The sequence below is a fragment of the Deltaproteobacteria bacterium genome (genome assembly GCA_029858205.1).
GTDB lineage: Bacteria > Desulfobacterota > GWC2-55-46 > GWC2-55-46 > DRQE01 > JAOUFM01.
In genome coordinates, this window is record JAOUFM010000008.1 from 61979 (window position 1) to 80218 (window position 18240).

The 18240-nt window shown below is 49.9% G+C and carries 16 protein-coding genes, 2 tRNA genes and 3 rRNA genes; 3 read left to right on the plus strand and 18 right to left on the minus strand.

The window, feature by feature from the left end; genetic code table 11:
* Positions 1-245: 245 nt before the first annotated feature.
* The 13 genes from OEV59_07465 to OEV59_07525 form a co-directional block, all read right to left on the minus strand.
* Positions 246-791, minus strand: a complete 546-nt coding sequence (locus OEV59_07465) for a pyridoxamine 5'-phosphate oxidase family protein (GenBank protein MDH4227570.1) — start codon at positions 789-791, stop codon at positions 246-248.
* A gap of 75 nt (positions 792-866) precedes the next feature.
* Complete coding sequence (locus OEV59_07470; protein ID MDH4227571.1) at positions 867-1244, minus strand: hypothetical protein; 378 nt, start codon at positions 1242-1244, stop codon at positions 867-869.
* Positions 1245-1467: 223 nt separating this feature from the next.
* Positions 1468-2187, minus strand: coding sequence for a phage Gp37/Gp68 family protein (locus OEV59_07475; protein MDH4227572.1), 720 nt, complete (start codon positions 2185-2187; stop codon positions 1468-1470).
* Positions 2188-2195: 8 nt separating this feature from the next.
* Positions 2196-3002, minus strand: coding sequence for a three-Cys-motif partner protein TcmP (locus OEV59_07480; protein ID MDH4227573.1), 807 nt, complete (start codon positions 3000-3002; stop codon positions 2196-2198).
* Positions 3003-3794: 792 nt separating this feature from the next.
* Positions 3795-3911, minus strand: a 5S ribosomal RNA gene (gene rrf / locus OEV59_07485).
* A 151-nt stretch (positions 3912-4062) separates the two neighbouring features.
* Positions 4063-7034, minus strand: a 23S ribosomal RNA gene (locus OEV59_07490).
* Between the two features lie 276 nt (positions 7035-7310).
* Positions 7311-7386: transfer RNA gene (locus tag OEV59_07495), tRNA-Ala, on the minus strand.
* A gap of 36 nt (positions 7387-7422) precedes the next feature.
* Positions 7423-7499, minus strand: a tRNA-Ile gene (locus OEV59_07500).
* A 279-nt stretch (positions 7500-7778) separates the two neighbouring features.
* Positions 7779-9336: ribosomal RNA gene (locus OEV59_07505) — 16S ribosomal RNA — on the minus strand.
* Together the 16S, 23S and 5S rRNA genes with 2 tRNA genes alongside form the textbook arrangement of a ribosomal RNA operon.
* A 281-nt stretch (positions 9337-9617) precedes the next feature.
* Complete coding sequence (locus OEV59_07510; GenBank protein MDH4227574.1) at positions 9618-10112, minus strand: hypothetical protein; 495 nt, start codon at positions 10110-10112, stop codon at positions 9618-9620.
* Between the two features lie 165 nt (positions 10113-10277).
* On the minus strand, positions 10278-10772 hold the full coding sequence (locus OEV59_07515; GenBank protein ID MDH4227575.1) for a hypothetical protein: 495 nt from the start codon (positions 10770-10772) through the stop codon (positions 10278-10280).
* Positions 10773-11083: 311 nt separating this feature from the next.
* Positions 11084-11584 (minus strand): hypothetical protein, encoded by a 501-nt coding sequence (locus OEV59_07520; protein MDH4227576.1) that lies wholly within the window; start codon positions 11582-11584, stop codon positions 11084-11086.
* A gap of 181 nt (positions 11585-11765) precedes the next feature.
* Positions 11766-12272: a hypothetical protein gene (locus OEV59_07525; protein ID MDH4227577.1), complete on the minus strand. Its 507-nt coding sequence runs from the start codon at positions 12270-12272 to the stop codon at positions 11766-11768.
* Positions 12273-12409: 137 nt separating this feature from the next.
* Here OEV59_07525 and OEV59_07530 point away from each other — a divergent pair, with 137 nt between their 5' ends.
* Positions 12410-12625 (plus strand): hypothetical protein, encoded by a 216-nt coding sequence (locus OEV59_07530; protein MDH4227578.1) that lies wholly within the window; start codon positions 12410-12412, stop codon positions 12623-12625.
* 50 nt (positions 12626-12675) lie between these two features.
* Here the strand turns inward: OEV59_07530 and OEV59_07535 are convergent, their stop codons facing one another.
* Positions 12676-13188 (minus strand): hypothetical protein, encoded by a 513-nt coding sequence (locus OEV59_07535; protein MDH4227579.1) that lies wholly within the window; start codon positions 13186-13188, stop codon positions 12676-12678.
* 270 nt (positions 13189-13458) lie between these two features.
* The gene (gene tyrS / locus OEV59_07540) at positions 13459-14670 is read right to left on the minus strand and encodes a tyrosine--tRNA ligase (GenBank protein ID MDH4227580.1); all 1212 of its coding nucleotides are present in this window, start codon (positions 14668-14670) and stop codon (positions 13459-13461) included.
* A gap of 417 nt (positions 14671-15087) precedes the next feature.
* Between tyrS and OEV59_07545 the strand changes: the two genes are divergently transcribed.
* Together OEV59_07545 and OEV59_07550 are read left to right on the plus strand one after the other, a co-directional pair.
* On the plus strand, positions 15088-15459 hold the full coding sequence (locus OEV59_07545) for a response regulator (protein MDH4227581.1): 372 nt from the start codon (positions 15088-15090) through the stop codon (positions 15457-15459).
* A 282-nt stretch (positions 15460-15741) separates the two neighbouring features.
* Positions 15742-16131 (plus strand): response regulator, encoded by a 390-nt coding sequence (locus OEV59_07550; protein ID MDH4227582.1) that lies wholly within the window; start codon positions 15742-15744, stop codon positions 16129-16131.
* An 18-nt stretch (positions 16132-16149) separates the two neighbouring features.
* Here OEV59_07550 and OEV59_07555 read toward each other — a convergent pair whose 3' ends face one another.
* From OEV59_07555 to OEV59_07565, 3 genes are all read right to left on the minus strand, one after another.
* The gene (locus tag OEV59_07555; protein MDH4227583.1) at positions 16150-16599 is read right to left on the minus strand and encodes a phosphate-starvation-inducible PsiE family protein; all 450 of its coding nucleotides are present in this window, start codon (positions 16597-16599) and stop codon (positions 16150-16152) included.
* Between the two features lie 63 nt (positions 16600-16662).
* The gene (locus OEV59_07560; GenBank protein MDH4227584.1) at positions 16663-17415 is read right to left on the minus strand and encodes a site-2 protease family protein; all 753 of its coding nucleotides are present in this window, start codon (positions 17413-17415) and stop codon (positions 16663-16665) included.
* 20 nt (positions 17416-17435) lie between these two features.
* On the minus strand, positions 17436-18236 hold the full coding sequence (locus tag OEV59_07565) for a TIGR00282 family metallophosphoesterase (protein ID MDH4227585.1): 801 nt from the start codon (positions 18234-18236) through the stop codon (positions 17436-17438).
* Positions 18237-18240: the final 4 nt, after the last annotated feature.

Below are 18240 nucleotides of genomic sequence, written 5' to 3' on the forward strand. Positions count from 1 at the left end.
ACACAAATACCGTTTACGTTGATAATACTTCGAAGATGCCGAATTTTTTAGCTGATATACCGCTCCACAGACACAACCAATTCATGATATGGCCAAAAACATAAAAAGTCAAGAACAATGACAACGCCATTTTTACAACATATTGCGCCATCCGACCTTGTAAATTTATGATTTTACAGGATAATTTCACGGGAACACTAAGGCGTTTTACCAGACAGTAATCCTTAACAATTCAGGAAAAAAACTCAATCCTTTACGATATTGGTCGGTCTGCCGTCGAGGCTTACGGTGTTCTTCTCTCTCCAGTATTTTTCGATAGAGTCCCTGCCCCTTGCATCCGTCCATTTTGTGAGCAAATCCCTCTCGCCCTTGAATTCCATAAGCGGCACTGCATAGCCGCAGGAGGTGAGCACAAGCTGGACGTTCATCTTAAATATCTGTCTTGCGCCTGTGTATGAGGGAAACATCTTTATAAGCCCGGGCCATTCACTATCCCGCTGGTGCAGGACTTGGGCCGTGCCGTAGAGCCGAAGTACAAGAGGCTCCTTATCAAATGAGCAGAACATAACTGTCATGCGGCAGTTTTCCTGGACGTTAACCGAGGTCTCATTACCGCTGCCTGTGAGGTTTAGCCAAACTATGCTATTTGGCCCGGTTACCCTGAACGTATCCATGCCCTTTGGCGAGAGGCTAACGAAGCCATCTTTACCTGCGCTGGCCACGAAAAAGACGTGCTGTTTTTTGATGAACTCGCTATGCGCCTGTTCTATCTTATCGAACTGTTTTGCCACTATTGGCCTCCGGTGTGGGAATGGGATTTTTGGGGATTAAAGTTTACCAACAGGCGCGAGAGCCGTATCGCGAGACTAACTGCGCTTGCACAGGTATGCCTTGTAGGTCATGAACAACCCGAGCAGCAAGAGAACGCCTTCCAGCGCCATGAACGTAATCGAGCTTATATTCGCAGCGCCCTGGGAGTACGAGGTTGCGGCAAACATCCGAAAAACGCCGAGAACGAGAAAGAACCATCCGGTGAGAGTTACAAGCGCTGTCCAATCGCGGCCCCAGCGGTTATGCGCGCGCACGATTGCGAGGCCTGCAACGAACATCAAAACGCCTGAGAGATACACTACCGGCGGGATTTGCGCGTCGTAAAGATGCGGCTGCACAAGCGGGAATTCTGCAGCAACCATTAAAACAATTGTCGGGCCCACGAGCCCGGCGATTTGCTTTGAGTTCGGCATTATGCGCCTCCGCGCTGTCTGATTACGAGCAAATACCCACGCCCCAAATCATACCATTTCAAGCAGCCAAATCAAAGCAGGCAGGCGTGACGCCTGCACCCGAATATCAAACACACCGGGCCTTCGAGATGCATGGGGAAATAAAAAAAACCACCGCAAGGACTACCCTTGCGGCGGGATAAGATTTATTGGCGAGTATAACCATCTCTACAGGACTGCCCAATTACATAGCAGCCACTTTAGGCATTTGGCTCCAAATTCTACCTTCTAATTCCCGACCAGTTTTTTTCTTGTTAAATCCACCCCACTGCTTAAAAAAGAAGGGAACTTTTGCCCTGACACACTGATTCCTAATATCTATCACCCACGAAGGATCTATAATACGGGCTTTCGGACCAGACTCGCCGCCAACAATCACCCAATCAATACCTTTGAGATTCAAATTTCTAATAGGCGCCAATAACGGCTCTAAGGATAGAAATTTAACTCGTGCGTTTGTTTTTCTTAAGTGCTCAATCCTGTCAACGCAATCCTGATTCTCAACACTAACACCCATCCAAATATGATTCTTCCAAGGCAACTTCTTATCCAACTGCAACAAACGATCAGACCTCTTAGTCAAAACCTGATAGATATGCTGATCTGCTCTGCACATAACATCAAAAACATTTAATATAAAATCCTCCGGAACCGCCTTGTGAAATAAATCACTCATAGAATTGACGAAAACCATCTGCGGTTTTTTCCAAAACGAAGGAATACTCAACGCATGCGCGTGCATAGAAACCCTAAAGCCGTTTTTGTAATTCGGCTGCCCCATTGCCTGTAACCGCTTTGCCATTCTCTCGGCATAACAGTTTTTACAACCCGGACTAACCTTGGTACAGCCAGTAACAGGATTCCACGTAGACTCTGTCCACTCTATTGACGTATTATTAGACATACAACCCTTTACTTACGATATTTATCAAAAATATGCCGCATAATCTTTTCGCCAGTTTGGTTATGTGTAGCAAAAAGCAGATAATATATCGTTGCTCCATTAGAATTTCTCATTGGCAAAGGCTTCAGAACGTACTTAAACCCTGCCACATTTTTGAGCCGCTCCATATAAGCTTCTGCCATTGTATCATTATCTACCTTTTCCTCATACTCTTTCCCTTTAAACAACATCATTTCGGAAGAATACCCTACATCCCGCCAACTGCCATCGCCCCAAAATCTATTCATACGCTCTATTTGTGATTGGTCAACAGCGTCTCTGTTTCTCTTAAGAACGTTCATATTAATATCCATCGTAGAAAAATGTATCAATAGCTCTATGCTCTTCGCCTTACCCGCAGCTTCAACAACTTTCCAATCTATATGTATTCCATACGGATCTAAAAGGCAAAAAGCCCTCTTATAATCCTCATATCTAATAAGAGGAAATACTTCATTTATCAAAACAATATTGGAATCACCATAAAAATACACCACATCACTTCTATTTCCAATGGTTCTCTTCAGGTGCTGAATTTTGGTTTCATCTTTATCTATAAGATAGTGCTTACGAAATGGATTTTTCAGTTCCAATATTCTCAAAGGGCTACCTTTCACAAATTCACCGGTGTTTTTAAATTTATGCATCCCAGCCCCAGCAAAGCCATCGACATACGAGTGTTCAAACTTAAATTTTGAAACAATTTTAGAATACTCTTCTGTGTAGAGTTTTACGATGTCTAGCTTATTTTTAGACCACAGTCCTATTTCATCCATAATCACCTTTAAATCTTATAAAATATAGTTAGTATATATTTATCATAAAGATACACCCCAGTGCAAGTTAATCAGAACTTACCCCCTACCAGGCTGCTCAAAAAGGAGACGAGGAGTGAGGATTGACATGTAAATACCGAAAAAAATCTCCTCTCCCCTATCGCATTGGGGAGAGGATTAAGGTGAGGGGTTACTGGATGACAAGCACTTCCATACCCAAAAGCCGCCCCGCAGGGGCAAAGGCTCAAAAGACACTGGATTCCCGCCTTCGCGGGAATGACGGAATTGTGCAGATAAGCAGGAGATTGCTTCGTCGCTTCGCGTCATCCGACGCTTCGCTCCTCGCAATGACTGCCTTTAACTTTCGGGTGCAGGGGTCACCCCTGCCGCGTTGGTAAGTTTGCCGTCAGACGAGGCAGAGGCCGTTTTTTTCGCGCAGGCGTATACACGGAGTATACGTCGAGCAAGGAAAAACGGCTTCAACAAAGTATGGCGGCAAAATCGCCAACGCGCCAAGCCACGTCGCAGTGACGAGCGACGAAGAGGACATTGCAGATTGGGCTTTTTCAGCAGCCTCATTTAAAAAGACAAAGCCCCTGTCATTTTTTCAATGACAGGGGCTTTTGCACATTAATCCCTAGGCCGCCTACTCTCCCATACACTCCGGCGCACATAGCACCATCGAACATTATGCGGGCCGATGGCACTATCTGCGCAAATACATAAAAGAGAGGACGCGGCAGAAATAAAAAGAGGGCCGGTTCTGATGAACCGGCCCTCTTTTCATTTTTAATCCCGCGGCGTCCTACTCTCCCATACACTTGCGCATATAGTACCATCGGCCCTGAAGAGCTTAACTTCCGTGTTCGGAATGGGAACGGGTGTGGCCTCTTCGGTATGACCACGGGAAGCTTTATAAAGGCCACCCCGGTGTTTCTACTTTCCGGGCAGATACGCCCGGAGGGGGCCTTAAACTTCATAATCGAATAGGGTATTTTTTTACTTCAAAGAAAGTCGCTGTGAATCGATAACCAAACGCGTATGGCTACCGTAAAAAATCAAGGTCAAGCCTCACGATCGATTAGTACCGGTTAGCTAAACCCCTTACAGGGCTTACACACCCGGCCTATCAAACACGTAGTCTCCATGTGATCTACAGGGACCGAAGTCCAGGGAGATCTTATCTTGGGAGGGGCTTCCCGATTAGATGCTTTCAGCGGTTATCCCTTCGGGACACAGCTAACCAGCGCTGCCCTTGGCAGGACAACTGGAACACTGGAGGTCCCGCCATCCCGGTCCTCTCGTACTAGGGATAGCTTCCCTCAAATCTCCTACGCCCACATCAGATAGGGACCGAACTGTCTCACGACGTTCTGAACCCAGCTCACGTACCGCTATTAATCGGCGAACAGCCGAACCCTTGGGACCTGCTCCAGCCCCAGGATGCGATGAGCCGACATCGAGGTGCCAAACCTCGCCGTCGATATGAACTCTTGGGCGAGATCAGCCTGTTATCCCCGGCGTACCTTTTATCCGTTGAGCGATGGCCCTTCCATTCAGGACCACCGGATCACTAAGACCTGCTTTCGCATCTGCTCGACTTGTAGGTCTTGCAGTTAAGCTCCCTTATGCCTTTGCACTCGCCGGCCGGTTTCCAATCGGCCTGAGGGAACCTTTGCGCGCCTCCGTTACTGTTTGGGAGGCGACCGCCCCAGTCAAACTACCCGCCTGGCACTGTTCCCGGCCCGGATCACGGGCCCAGGTTAGAATCTCGGAGTAATCAGGGTGGTATTTCAAGGATGGCTCCACGAAAGCTAGCGCCTCCGATTCAAAGCCTCCCACCTATCCTACACAAACAACGCCAAGATCCAATACCAAGGTATAGTTAAGGTGCACGGGGTCTTTCCGTCTTGATGCGGGTAGCCGGCATCTTCACCGGCATTTCAAATTCGCTGAGTCTCTGGCCGAGACAGCGGGGATGATCGTTACGCCATTCGTGCAGGTCGGAACTTACCCGACAAGGAATTTCGCTACCTTAGGACCGTTATAGTTACGGCCGCCGTTTACCGGGGCTTCGGTTCACTGCTTCGCCTTGCGGCTGACAGATCTCCTTAACCTTCCGGCACCGGGCAGGCGTCAGACCCTATACATCCTCTTACGAGTTAGCAGAGTCCTGTGTTTTTGCTAAACAGTCGCAACCCCCCTTTCACTGCGACCCCAAGCCGCCATGCGGAGCGAATCCGCAAAACAGCCCAGGGCACCCCTTATCCCGAAGTTACGGGGCTAGATTGCCGAGTTCCTTAGCCAGAGTTCTCTCAAACGCCTTGGTATATTCTACCAGCCCACCAGAGTCGGTTTGCAGTACGGGCACCATGCAAAAACACTACGAGGTTTTTCTTGGAAGTGTGGAATCAGCCACTTCGGTCCGCCTTGCGGCTTTCCTCGTCATCATCTCTTGGCGGTAACGGGCCTGCGGATTTTCCTGCAGACCCCGCCTACGGACTTAAACAGGGACATCCGTCACCCTGCTGACCTATCCTACTCCGTCACCCCTTAGCTTACAATGCACGGCGGTACGGGAATATTAACCCGTTGTCCATCACCTACGCCTCTCGGCCTCGGCTTAGGTCCCGACTAACCCTGGGAGGATTAACCTTCCCCAGGAAACCTTAGGCTTCCGGCGTGCGGGTTTTACACCCACATTTACGCTACTTATTTCAGCATAAGCACTTCCATGTCCTCCAGCAGTCCTCACGATCCGCCTTCACAGGTTAATGGAAAGCTCCCCTACCAGACGCAGCGTCCGAAGACACTGCGAATCCGCGGCTTCGGTAGCAAGCTTGAGCCCCGTTGAATTTTCGGCGCAAAACCACTAGACCAGTGAGCTGTTACGCTTTCTTTAAAGGATGGCTGCTTCTAAGCCAACCTCCTGGGTGTCAAAGTAGTTTCACAACCTTTTCCACTTAGCTTGCTTTAGGGACCTTAGCCGGCGGTCTGGGCTTTTTCCCTCTCGACTATGAAGCTTATCCCCCACAGTCTGACTCCCGTGATAAAAGTTGCCGGTATTCGGAGTTTGGTTGGGTTTGGTACCCCTTTAAGGGCCCTAGCCCATCCAGTGCTCTACCCCCGGCACTTAATTACACGAGGCTATACCTAAATATATTTCGGGGAGAACCAGCAATAACCAGCCTTGATTAGCCTTTCACTCCTACCCACAGTTCATCCGAGATTTTTGCAACAATCACCAGTTCGGACCTCCAGATCGTGTTACCGATCCTTCATCCTGACCATGGGTAGATCGACTGGCTTCGGGTCTACTCAGCGCGACTAAACGCCCTATTCGGACTCGCTTTCGCTGCGGCTCCGTCTCCATGACTTAACCTTGCCACACAAAGTAACTCGCTGAATCATTAAGCAAAAGGCACGCCCTCAGACATTCCCTTGCGGGCATAGTCCTCGGACTGTTTGTAAGCATACGGTTTCAGGTTCTATTTCACTCCCCTCCCGGGGTTCTTTTCGCCTTTCCCTCACGGTACTGGTTCACTATCGGTCACGAATGAGTATTTAGCCTTGGATAATGGTCCACCCGGATTCCCACGGGATTTCACGTGTCCCGTGGTACTTGGGATACCTCTGCGTGCGTCAGAATTTCATGTACGGGGCTATCACCCTCTATGGCCGGACTTTCCAATCCGTTCCACTATCCTTTCGCAATCACGTATAAGGTCCCGCAACCCCGGAAAATATTTCTACTCTCCGGTTTAGGCTCTTCCCTTTTCGCTCGCCACTACTGGGGGAATCTCAATTGATTTCTTTTCCTGGAGGTACTGAGATGTTTCACTTCCCTCCGTTCGCTTCTTACGCCTATGGATTCAGCGCAAGATGACCGGTTATTAACCGGCCGGGTTGCCCCATTCGGACATCTCCGGATCAACGCCTGTTTGCGGCTCCCCGAAGCTTATCGCAGCTTACAACGTCCTTCATCGCCTATTCGTGCCAAGGCATCCACCGTACGCCCTTAGTAGCTTGACCGTTGATTTTTTTCGGTAGTATCGCACGCCCCACGTATGCCCTAAGACATACCTCGGCGCGCGATAACCCACAACGACGTTTGGTTATCGATTCTCAGCGACTTTCTTTACCCTATTCGATTGTCAAAGAGCAGTGTTTCTTATCCGGTATCAGTTACCGGTTACCGGGCGTTAATGCCTTAACGGCCGGGAATCGAAAACCGATTTTTTCTTTACGCCACAACGTTACTACAAAAACATTTACCGCTTTGAAACCTTACCGCCCAACCTTCTAATCTGGTGGAGGTAAGCGGGATCGAACCGCTGGCCTCCTGCTTGCAAAGCAGGCGCTCTCCCAGCTGAGCTATACCCCCGTTATGTCAACCACAAAGAATCTGCGGCCTTTATACTGGTGGGCCTGGAAAGATTTGAACTTTCGACCCCACGCTTATCAAGCGTGTGCTCTAACCAACTGAGCTACAGGCCCTTGTCCTCTGCTTCCGACCCGAACCGAAGCCTTACAAACTTTTGCTCGTGCCCGTCTTATAACGCATGGCGTTTCGCCATGCTTGGCCAACCGAGCTACAGGCCCTTGTCCTCTGCTCTATCCTTGCCCCGGCCTTTTTCAAAGCGCGGTCAGCACAGATGCCGGCCGTTCCCCAAAAACTAAATAGCAAGCAGCCCATATTCGATTACGAATTTACTGCATAAAGGATATTGGCTCACCAAGTGCGCCTTAGGCGCCTCGGTGTCCGATTCTCCTTAGAAAGGAGGTGATCCAGCCGCAGGTTCCCCTACGGCTACCTTGTTACGACTTCACCCCAATCATCGGCCATACCTTTGGCAGCTGCCTCCCTTGCGGGTTAGCACACCGACTTCTGGTACAACAGACTTTCGTGGTGTGACGGGCGGTGTGTACAAGGCCCGGGAACGTATTCACCGCGCCGTGCTGATGCGCGATTACTAGCGATTCCACGTTCACGGAGTCGAGTTGCAGACTCCGATCCCAACTGAGGCAGGTTTTTTGGGATTGGCTCCCCCTCGCGGGTTTGCGACCCTTTGTACCTGCCATTGTAGCACGTGTGTAGCCCTGGACATAAAGGCCATGATGACTTGACGTCGTCCCCACCTTCCTCCGGCTTAACGCCGGCAGTTCCCATAGAGTGCCCGGCATGACCCGATGGCAACTAAGGGTAAGGGTTGCGCTCGTTGCGGGACTTAACCCAACACCTCACGGCACGAGCTGACGACAGCCATGCAGCACCTGTCTCGGAGCTCCCTTGCGGGCACTCCCCTGTTTCCAGGGGATTCTCCGGATGTCAAGCCCAGGTAAGGTTCTTCGCGTTGCGTCGAATTAAACCACATGCTCCACCGCTTGTGCGGGCCCCCGTCAATTCCTTTGAGTTTCAACCTTGCGGCCGTACTTCCCAGGCGGGGCGCTTAATGCGTTAGCTGCGGCACGGGAGCCTAACGGCCCCCACACCTAGCGCCCATCGTTTAGGGCGTGGACTACCAGGGTATCTAATCCTGTTTGCTACCCACGCTTTCGCGTCTCAGTGTCAGTATCTGTCCAGAAAGCCGCCTTCGCCACCGATGTTCCTCCTGATATCTACGCATGTCACCGCTACACCAGGAATTCCGCTTTCCTCTCCAGTACTCTAGCCAAGCAGTTTCAAAGGCAGTTCCCCAGTTGAACCGAGGGCTTTCACCCCTGACTTACTTGACCACCTACACGCGCTTTACACCCAGTAATTCCGAACAACGCTTGCATCCTACGTATTACCGCGGCTGCTGGCACGTAGTTAGCCGATGCTTCCTTTGGGGGTACCGTCAATCCAAGCGGATATTAATCGCCTGAAGTTTCTTCCCCCCCGACAGAGGTTTACGATCCGAAAACCTTCTTCCCTCACGCGGCGTCGCTGCGTCAGGCTTTCGCCCATTGCGCAAGATTCCCCACTGCTGCCTCCCGTAGGAGTCTGGCCCGTGTTTCAGTGCCAGTGTGGCTGGTCGTCCTCTCAGACCAGCTACCCGTCTTAGCCTTGGTAAGCAGTTACCTCACCAACTAGCTGATGGGACGCGGGCTCATCCAAGAGCGCAAGGCCCGAAGGTCCCCTGCTTTAACCCCGGAAGATGCCTCCCGTGGTCTTATGCGGTATTAGCTCGCCTTTCGGCGAGTTATCCCACACTCATAAGGTAGATTACCCACGCGTTACTCACCCGTGCGCCACTTTACTTGCGGAGTTGCCCCCGCTTTCTCGTTCGACTTGCATGTGTAAGGCACGCCGCTAGCGTTCGTTCTGAGCCAGGATCAAACTCTCCACTTAAAGTAGAGATATGTTACTGATGTAATCGAATTGATAGGTTTGCATGTTTTGCATGCTGCTGCTTGCTATTTAGTTTTCAAAGAACGAACCGGACGAAAAACGCGCCCCTTTAAAAGACGAAGACCCAGGCCTGTTCAATTCACCGGGGTCTTACCGGAAGAAAACATTATGCACTAACGCGTAAGCGTTGTCAAGAATTTTTTTGAATTTTTTTTATTTTTTTTAGAGCGCTATTTTAGCCGCTCTTGACGCGGCTTTTCCTGCGCCCTGCTCTCTCGCGCTTATGCGGCCGAGAGTATGACGCCATTTCTATCCGCAGCCCTTAGTATCTGTTCCTTATGCGAAACGGTCTCGATAAGTATGGAATCGAACACCTTGCGAAGCGACTCTGACTTTATGTGCATGAGCTTTATATTCTCGCTCTCGGAGACCTCGACCTCGATTACGTAGCCTATACGAAGCGCCTTCTCAAGCGTAACATCGTCCTTCATGCCCTCTACTGCAATGCCCGAAAGCTTCTCGGTAAGGCGCTTAAGTTCGACAAGGCTTATAAGCGTCCTGCCAAACACGTTTGGAACGGTATCGAGCATTCTCTTTTGCGTCTCGAAGAACCTCGCATGCTCCTCTTCCTCAAGCGCCATCTTGCCCCAATCCACTCCGTCCTTTGTGCCAAACTTCTCATTAAAATGCTTATAGAGACGCGCTGCAACGCGCTCTATTGCCGCAAGCATCGTAAGCGCTTCCCTTGTGACCTCGTTATTTATATTTATCGCCATAGTCATGCCTCCTTGCTAAAAAAAACACTGCCCTAAAAAACACACCTATCCACTTCTCTATATTTTCATTATAGCACATTGACATTAAGAAAGCATTAAGAACCTTGGCAGTTGCGGTCACAATAGTTACAGTGGCCGTATTGTTGCAGTATGTGGTGCAGCTTGCTAACTTTGCCCTGCTTTTTGCTTAACGTGGTTTCGCATAAGCCCGGTGATACGCTGCGTGTGTTTCTCTGTGTCTATAAGTATGGCGTTAAAGCTGTTTTTAAGTTCAGGCGCCGTAACGCCAAGCCCCTTTAGAACGCCGCCTTCGGCAACGGTAGTTTCGAGCGTATAGGCAATCGATATCGCAAGCGTCATTGTTATGCCGGGTTTCGTGGCAGCCTGCTTTAGCCCCTGCACCTGGTTTAGAAGCCTGTCGAGTTCCTTTTGCGTTGTGCCGGTCAGCATGAACGCGCCGTGGCCGTCCTTCAAAAGCTCTATCTGGCGCTCGAAAAACTCGGCATGTGTTACCTCTTCGGCAGCGAGCTCTCTCCAGAGCCTGCTCTCATCCTGCCCTTTTAGCACGGCTGCAAAATGCGAATATATCTCGGCCGCGCACCGCTCGACATCGGCAAGCAGCTTTAGGGATTCGGTAAGGGTTTTTTTATCGCCATCCATGCTTTTACCTCGCTACACAGAGCATCTATCAGGCAAAAACAATTACACGGCCCCGACCCCGGACATAAATTCGATTCTCAAATATCGCGTCAGAATATAAGAGGAAGAAAGTTAAAACAAAAAAACAGCTGTAGCAATAAAAGACACCCTGCTCCGCATTACACTAAAAAACAACCTTGGCCAATTTTAACCACGGAATGTTCTTTATTACCACAAGTTAACATTAAATGCAATATCAAATACTTCGGAATTCTATAAAAAAAGTAACAACATCTTGGCCGGAAGGCGAAGCACCTCTGCCGGACGATGCGTTAGGCTGAGTGCTGCCTTGCCAGAGGCTGCTGATAAAAAGTCCTTGCTATCGTGCTTACGATCTCCATATGCTTTATGCAGTCATCTGTAAGCGCGCCAAGCCCTGTCTTTAATTCCGGCACGCTAATGGAGAGCACTCTCGCGATATTTCCTTCGTTCACAGCAGCCTCCATGGCCTGGGCAAGCGCTATGGCCTCTGCAGGCTCCAAATTTTTCTTCATGGCCAGCGGCTCGAGCGCATCGAACTGGGATGTAATCCTGTCCAACTCAGCCGATGCAACTGACGTAATCTCCCTTGCCTTAAACCCCGTGCTCCACTCTATAAGAGATGCGACCTCTGCCGCGTGCGTATCTTCTTCTTTCGCAAGGCTAAGCCATGCCTCGGAGCTGCCATCTTCTGCAAATTCCATTGCAAAATGCCTGTACACGGCTGCAGCGCGTTTTTCTATATGCAAAAGCTCTATTAATGCCTCTTCTACTGTCCTTCTTTTAGTCTGCATTATCCTGGATTCTCCTATCACTATAACGATTAAATGTCCTTATTTCGCCCCTGCCCAATAATGCGGACTAATCATACCCGATTTATCCATGTCTGTCAACTAAAAAAACTACCTCTTAGGGTAGTTTTTTTAACGGCAACAGAAATATCAAGAAAACCTTGCCGGCCGGCAGTAAGGCGCCCTATATGGCTGCCCTCATTTCGCCGACCGGCAAGGAAGAATCCGCGTTCACGGAAATAGAAGATAAAAACTCAAGATGTTTTTCGCAATCGTCTGTAAGGGATTTAAGGGCGCCGAGAAGTTCCGGCACGCTTACCGAAAGCACCCTTACGATATTACCCTCGGTAATGGAGGTCTCCACGGCAAGCGCTACGCCAACGGCCTCGGCAAGCCCGATGCCTGGCTTCTTCGCCGCTATCTCGAGCGCATCGATGCGGCCCAAGAGGCGTTCTATTTCGTCAGAGGCGGTTACGGTTACCTCGCGCCCGGCAACCGAGCCGAGCCACCTTAGCTGCGTTATAAGCAGATGCGCGTGCACGTCCTCTTCAACGGCAAGCCCTTCCCAGGCCTTTGAGCACGAATACCCTTTGAACACGGAGGCAAAATGCCTGTAGATTGAGCCTGCGCGTTTTTCAACATCCAATAAAGCCTTTAGCGATTCCTCGACAGTCTTCTTCCTTACCCGCATGAGATGTAGTGTCCTTTCCAGCGTTAGAGTGAGATGTCCACAAACAACCAGCCTACAGTGTCCGCAAAGTCGCAATGAATGATGAGCGGAAAAGTGTAGCAGACAGGTGGTTTGGTGTCAAGAGAAAAACTACCCGTATGGGTAGTTTTTTCAACGCCGTAAAAATATTCGCAAATAGTGCGTGGAAAGATACCGGCAAAATAACTGCGGTTATAAACAAAGCTTCGGCAGCGGCAAGCAAGGGCCGTAACATGGGCCGATCCCGGCCGATTTTAAAACCACAACAAAAAACCGCCCATTCAGGCGGTTTTCTTTCGAAGCAAACAAAAATCATTTATTACGAACAACCGTAAAAACTGGCGCCGACACGGCAGCGCTGTCCATACCGGCACCCTTGGCCTAACTATTTCAAATCGTACCCGTAATCCCTGGCAAGAGCAACCACCTTGCTTTTATGGCACACAGTGTCCTTTTGCATATTGGAAAATATCTTCGCAAGAGCATCCGAATACCCGGACAGTACCTGCATGAGCCCGGCCTCGAGAAGAGAAGACTCCAACTCAAACGTTATCTCGAAGGCCCTCTTTAAGTCCACGACGCCGCGCCTTATCTCACTCTCTATTTCTTCCATGCGGCCTAAAACAGCGTCCACGCGCTCTTTTACGCAATCCAGGGACGAAGGCTCCTTCAAAGCCTTATCGAAAATAAATGTGTTGAACCTGAAAAACTTCGCGTGCTCTTCCTCCTCTGCGGCAAGAGCGCTGAAAAACCCGCTCACCTCGCCGTTACCTGCAAAAAGCCCTTGCAGGGCGCGGTACACGCGCGCAGCCGCCAGCTCAAGTGACTCGCCGCACATGTGAAGCTCCTTCAGGTTTTGCCTGGCGTTAAAACCTGTTTTTCTTACACGCGAACCCATGTAAAACCGTCCGTTAGTAATCGGATTTGATACGAATCAGAGGAACATGGGACAGACCACCCATGTTACAGGATAAATAGTATCAAATTAGTCCTAAATTGTCAACACGTTATACTGCTCCGTAAAAACCTGCTTATCGGTAAACCGGAATATGTGGGCTGCGCTGTATGCGTCTTGGAAAAGATAATAAAAATTGCGTATTCATTGCCAGATATCCGAGCATGCAGCCGTAAGGTAAAGTAACTGCATGACGCGAGGGCGGGGGTATCTTTATTTAAAAACTATCCTCTTGAAAAACCTTTTGCCCGATTGTATGAGTACGTCCTTATCTGAGCCAAGCTCGGCCTTTTTATCGGTAGCCTTCTCGCCGTCTATCTTGACAGCTCCCTGCTCTATAAGGCGCATTGCCTCGGATGTCGATTTTGCAAGGCCGCTATCTGCCATTACCCTTGCAAGAGAAACCTTGCCGGAGGCCTTGCTTACTATAAACTCCTCTATCTCGTCCGGGATCTCTTTTTTTACGAAAAGATTATCAAATGCCTCCCGTGCCTTTTTCCCTTCGGCCTCGCCGTGAAATCTTGCGGTCAATTCCTCTGCAAGCTCTGCCTTGGCGGTCCTTGGATGAATAGCGCCGGATTTTATCTTCTCCGCCTTTTCAGGCTCGCCTCCAAGAAGCGCATAGTAGCGAAGCATGAGTTCATCTGATATGCTCATCACTTTACCGAATATCTCGGAGGGCTGCTCTGTGATGCCGATATAATTGCCAAGCGACTTGCTCATCTTCTGCACGCCGTCGGTGCCCTCGAGTAGCGGCATGGTGAGCACGCACTGCGGCTCCTGGCCCCACTCCCTTTGAAGTTCCCTGCCAACGAGCAGGTTAAAAAGCTGGTCTGTTCCTCCAAGCTCGATATCCGCCTTCAACACGACAGAATCGTAGCCCTGGAGAAGCGGATATAGGAACTCGTGCACTGCAATCGGCCGGCCTTCTTCGTAGCGCTTTCTAAAGTCGTCCCGCTCGAGTATTCTCGCAACCGTGTACTTGGACATCAGAGAAATCATGTCCTGCGGCTTAAGGGCGTTTAGCCACTCGGAGTTGAAAACAATTTCCGTTTTCTTCTCATCGAGGATTTTAAAGACCTGAGAGGTATAGGTCTTAGCGTTCCTTTCTACATCTGCCGAGGTAAGAGGTTTTCTCGTTTCATTCTTGCCTGTCGGGTCGCCTATCATGCCGGTAAAATCGCCAATCAGGAGAAGCACGTGGTGCCCAAGGTCCTGAAGCTCCTTTAGCTTTTGAATGAGCACCGTGTGTCCAAGGTGTAAGTCCGGGGCCGTTGGGTCAAACCCTGCCTTTACCCTAAGGGGCTTACCAGCCTCAAACGAGCGCGTAAGCTTTTTCAAAAGCTCTGCCTCGTTTATAAGTTCAAGAGAGTTGCGCTTGATTGCTTCAAGCTGCTTTTCGGGTTTATCGAATTTTGGCGCCACAAAAATTCATTCCTTTCAATTAGAAAAAGATAAATTAGATTAGCAAAAAAACAGCGCCATGTCCATCCGGGAAAACGCTGCATGCGCTACAGGCACAGGAACAAGGCATACGAACGCGGCGCCACGACCACAGCCGACAAAATACATATTGCTCGAAATAAAATCCATCGGACATAGACACAACCGCCTTTATAAGAATATGGTTAAAACTTGACTAAACTTTATCTGTTTACACGACATGGCTGCCTGAAATAGCTTGACTAAGCTAGCTGCATTTAATATAATTAATATAACTCTTGTTGGTTTAACCTTCCTGCTCAAGGGCTCTGCGTTGCAGCTTCGATATCTTTCATCCTGATTTTCAACACGTATTTTACTGGCAGCGGTTTTCTTCTTACGCCATACGGGACAAAAACGATGAAGAAGCTCCTCATACTCGAAGACAACAAGGAAACCAGACTGCTCTACGAAATCATGCTAAAGGAGTTTGAGCTGCGCATAACCCCGTCTGCAGAGGAGGCCCTATCGATAGTCGAAAAGGAGGGGGCTGATGCGGCAATACTCGACGTACGCACCTCTGACAAGACAATGGACGGCATAACGCTTGCCCACTTAATAGAGAGCCGCGGCATGAACATCCCAATCATCTTCATAACAGCATATGACAAGAACGAGCTCTCGCCTTGCAACAGGATGCGGCTAAAATACATCAAGAACCTGAAGCAATACAACGTAAAGCCGGTTACGCCAAAGGAACTGAGAAAAAAGATAGCAGCCATAACCGCATAAAGTCGGGTGCTACGGCCAGCTGCCTTACCCACTGCCTTACCGGGCAAAAAACAGCATCAATAGATATTTTTGTTTTATAACTTTCGGAAACAAACTATACCTGCAGCTATACCGTAATTACACAATGACGCGTGGCGGTATCTTCTGTAAACTTCCGCTTGACTTTCAGCGAATAATAGAGGATAATTTATGTCGTATTTATAGCTTTCAGTCATTAACCCAGACCAACGGCACCTCTAAACTTGCGGCGTTCTTTAAAACCGAACCCCGGGCGAAGTCGGTATGACAAGGCAAAAAAAGAAAATCCTTTTTCTCGACGACCAGGCGCACATGCGCAAGGTAATCCTCTACGCGCTAAAGGAGCACTTCGACCTGATTGTAACATCGAAGGCCGAAGAGGCCGTCTCTAAGATAAAAACCGACGATATAGACCTGGCGCTCCTCGACGTATACCTTCCCGGCGACACTGCCGACGGCATCGCTGTAGCGCACATGCTCGAAAAAGAACGAAATGATCTATCGATAGGATTCCTGACAGCCTATCCCCCGGAATCGCTCTCTGCCTGCGAAAGAAAGCGCCTCTCGCATATAAAGAACCTGAAGTTCTACAGCGTAAAACCGCAGACCCCGAAAGAGCTCATCGAAAAGATAAAAGGCGCAACCAACGCATAGGCGCCGAAGGAAACCGCGTCAGTGCTCCTCGACGTCCTTCCTGCATTTGGAATAAATATAGAGTCCGCCAAGAAATATCAGCACGAGAACGGCGTCGGCAAGCAGCACGGCAACGCCATGGCTCCATTCGGCCTCGCCAAGCCCTATCTTCATCTGCATTATGAGAACGCCCCTGATACTTGCTATTATGCCTATGTATATGAACGGGTTTAGCGAAAAAGGCCTTCTGTTTATCTGACGCGAGACCTGCCTGAAAAGCTCCATTATGATAAGAACGAACAGCAAATCGCTCACTATGTGCGGGATGGAGTGTCTGTCGCCCTGCAGAAAATCGGTAGCCCCCTCATAAAGAAGCAGTATGGCAACACATATTATGGCTATAGCAACGGCAAAGAGCACGATATCGTCTACTACTGCCGCGGCCCTGTTGGCAAAACCGCGTATTCCCTTGTTCATCAGCTCTGACATCGGTAAAACACCTCCCATTAAGTGCGCGCACCGGACGGGAACAATTGGCGCTGCCGGTAAAAACTACGCGATAAGCCGCCCTACATCGAGCAGCACCGTTAGCGCGGTTATAACAGCGAAAAGGATTATCCCTGCTACGGCAACAACTGCGTAGACCTTTTCTGGCACAGGCCTTTTTCCTATTTTCTCAACTGCTATAAGCACAAGCTGCCCGCCATCGAGCATCGGAAGCGGCAGCAAATTCATTATGCCAAGGCTCGCGCTAAGAAGCCCTGTAAAGAATAAAAACTCGTATGCGCCTTTGGAGAGCGCTGCCTTTGCCATTGCGGCTATGCCGATGGGCCCTGCTATCGAAGATGCTCCGCCCTCGGCGCCAAAAACTCCGGCAAGTGCCGCAAACGTGCCCTGCACTATACGCCATACCATTTCAACCGAGGCTGCGCCGGCATGAAATACGTCCATGCCCTTATAAAAAGCAAAGACCGTAAAAAAACAAATAGCAGCGAACGCGAGATTGAAAAGCGGCCCCGAAAAAGCGGTAAGGGCCCTACTGCCGGCAGAAGCGGCAAAATACTCGGCACCGTCGTCAGAACCGTCCTTTGAAAATCTCACGAACCCGCCAAGCGGAAGTAGGCGCACGGTAAACTCCGTCTCGCCGAGCCTGAAAAGGGTAATAAGGCGCGGGCTAAACGGGAACCCTAGCGAGAACTCGTAGACCTTTATCCCGGCCCTCTTTGCGGCAATATAGTGCCCAAGCTCATGCACGACAACGACCACTGAAAAAACGATTATGAACGCGACTATCGCGGTAATCATTTACTGCCTCCAAAACTATTTTAAGCGGCCTTTTCCTTTATCCTCGTAATCGAAACAGCCCTGCCGCTCTTTACATCCACCTTAACGAACACGCCCTGTAACTCGCTCTCGGTGCTCGCTATCTCCCACTTAACAGGCATACCGGTCAGGAACTTCTTTATGACAAGCTCCTTGTCAACGCCGATTACCGAATCAACCGGCCCGGTCATGCCCGCGTCCGTTATGAATGCCGTGCCTCCGGAAAGAACCGTTTCATCGGATGTCTGCACGTGCGTGTGCGTGCCGACAAGGGCGCTTACGCGGCCGTCGAGATGCCTTGCAAGAGCGCCCTTCTCACTCGTTGCCTCTGCGTGAAAATCGATGAAAATAACGGGCGTTTCCTTTTTAATCTCCGCCGCCATGCGCTCGGCGGCCTTGAACGGGCAATCGATGCTTTCCTTCATAAACACCCGGCCCGAAAGGTTTATGACGCCGACCTTTACCCCTGACGAAGAACTGAACACGCCGCAGCCCCTGCCCGGAACTGACTCCGGGTAATTCGCCGGACGAAGCAGCCGCTCGCACGAATCCATGGACTCGAGTATTTCCTTCTTATCCCAGATATGATTGCCGCTCGTAATGACGTCTATGCCGGAGCCTGTGAGGTCTTTATAGACCTCGGGAGTGATGCCAAACCCGGCTGCCGAGTTCTCGCCGTTTGCGATGATAAAGTCCGGCGAATAGCGCTCTCTAAGCCTCGGCAAGACATTATAAAAGACGTTCCTGCCGGGCTTGCCGATTATATCTCCGATAAACAGTATGCCAAACAGTCCGTCGCCCACCGGA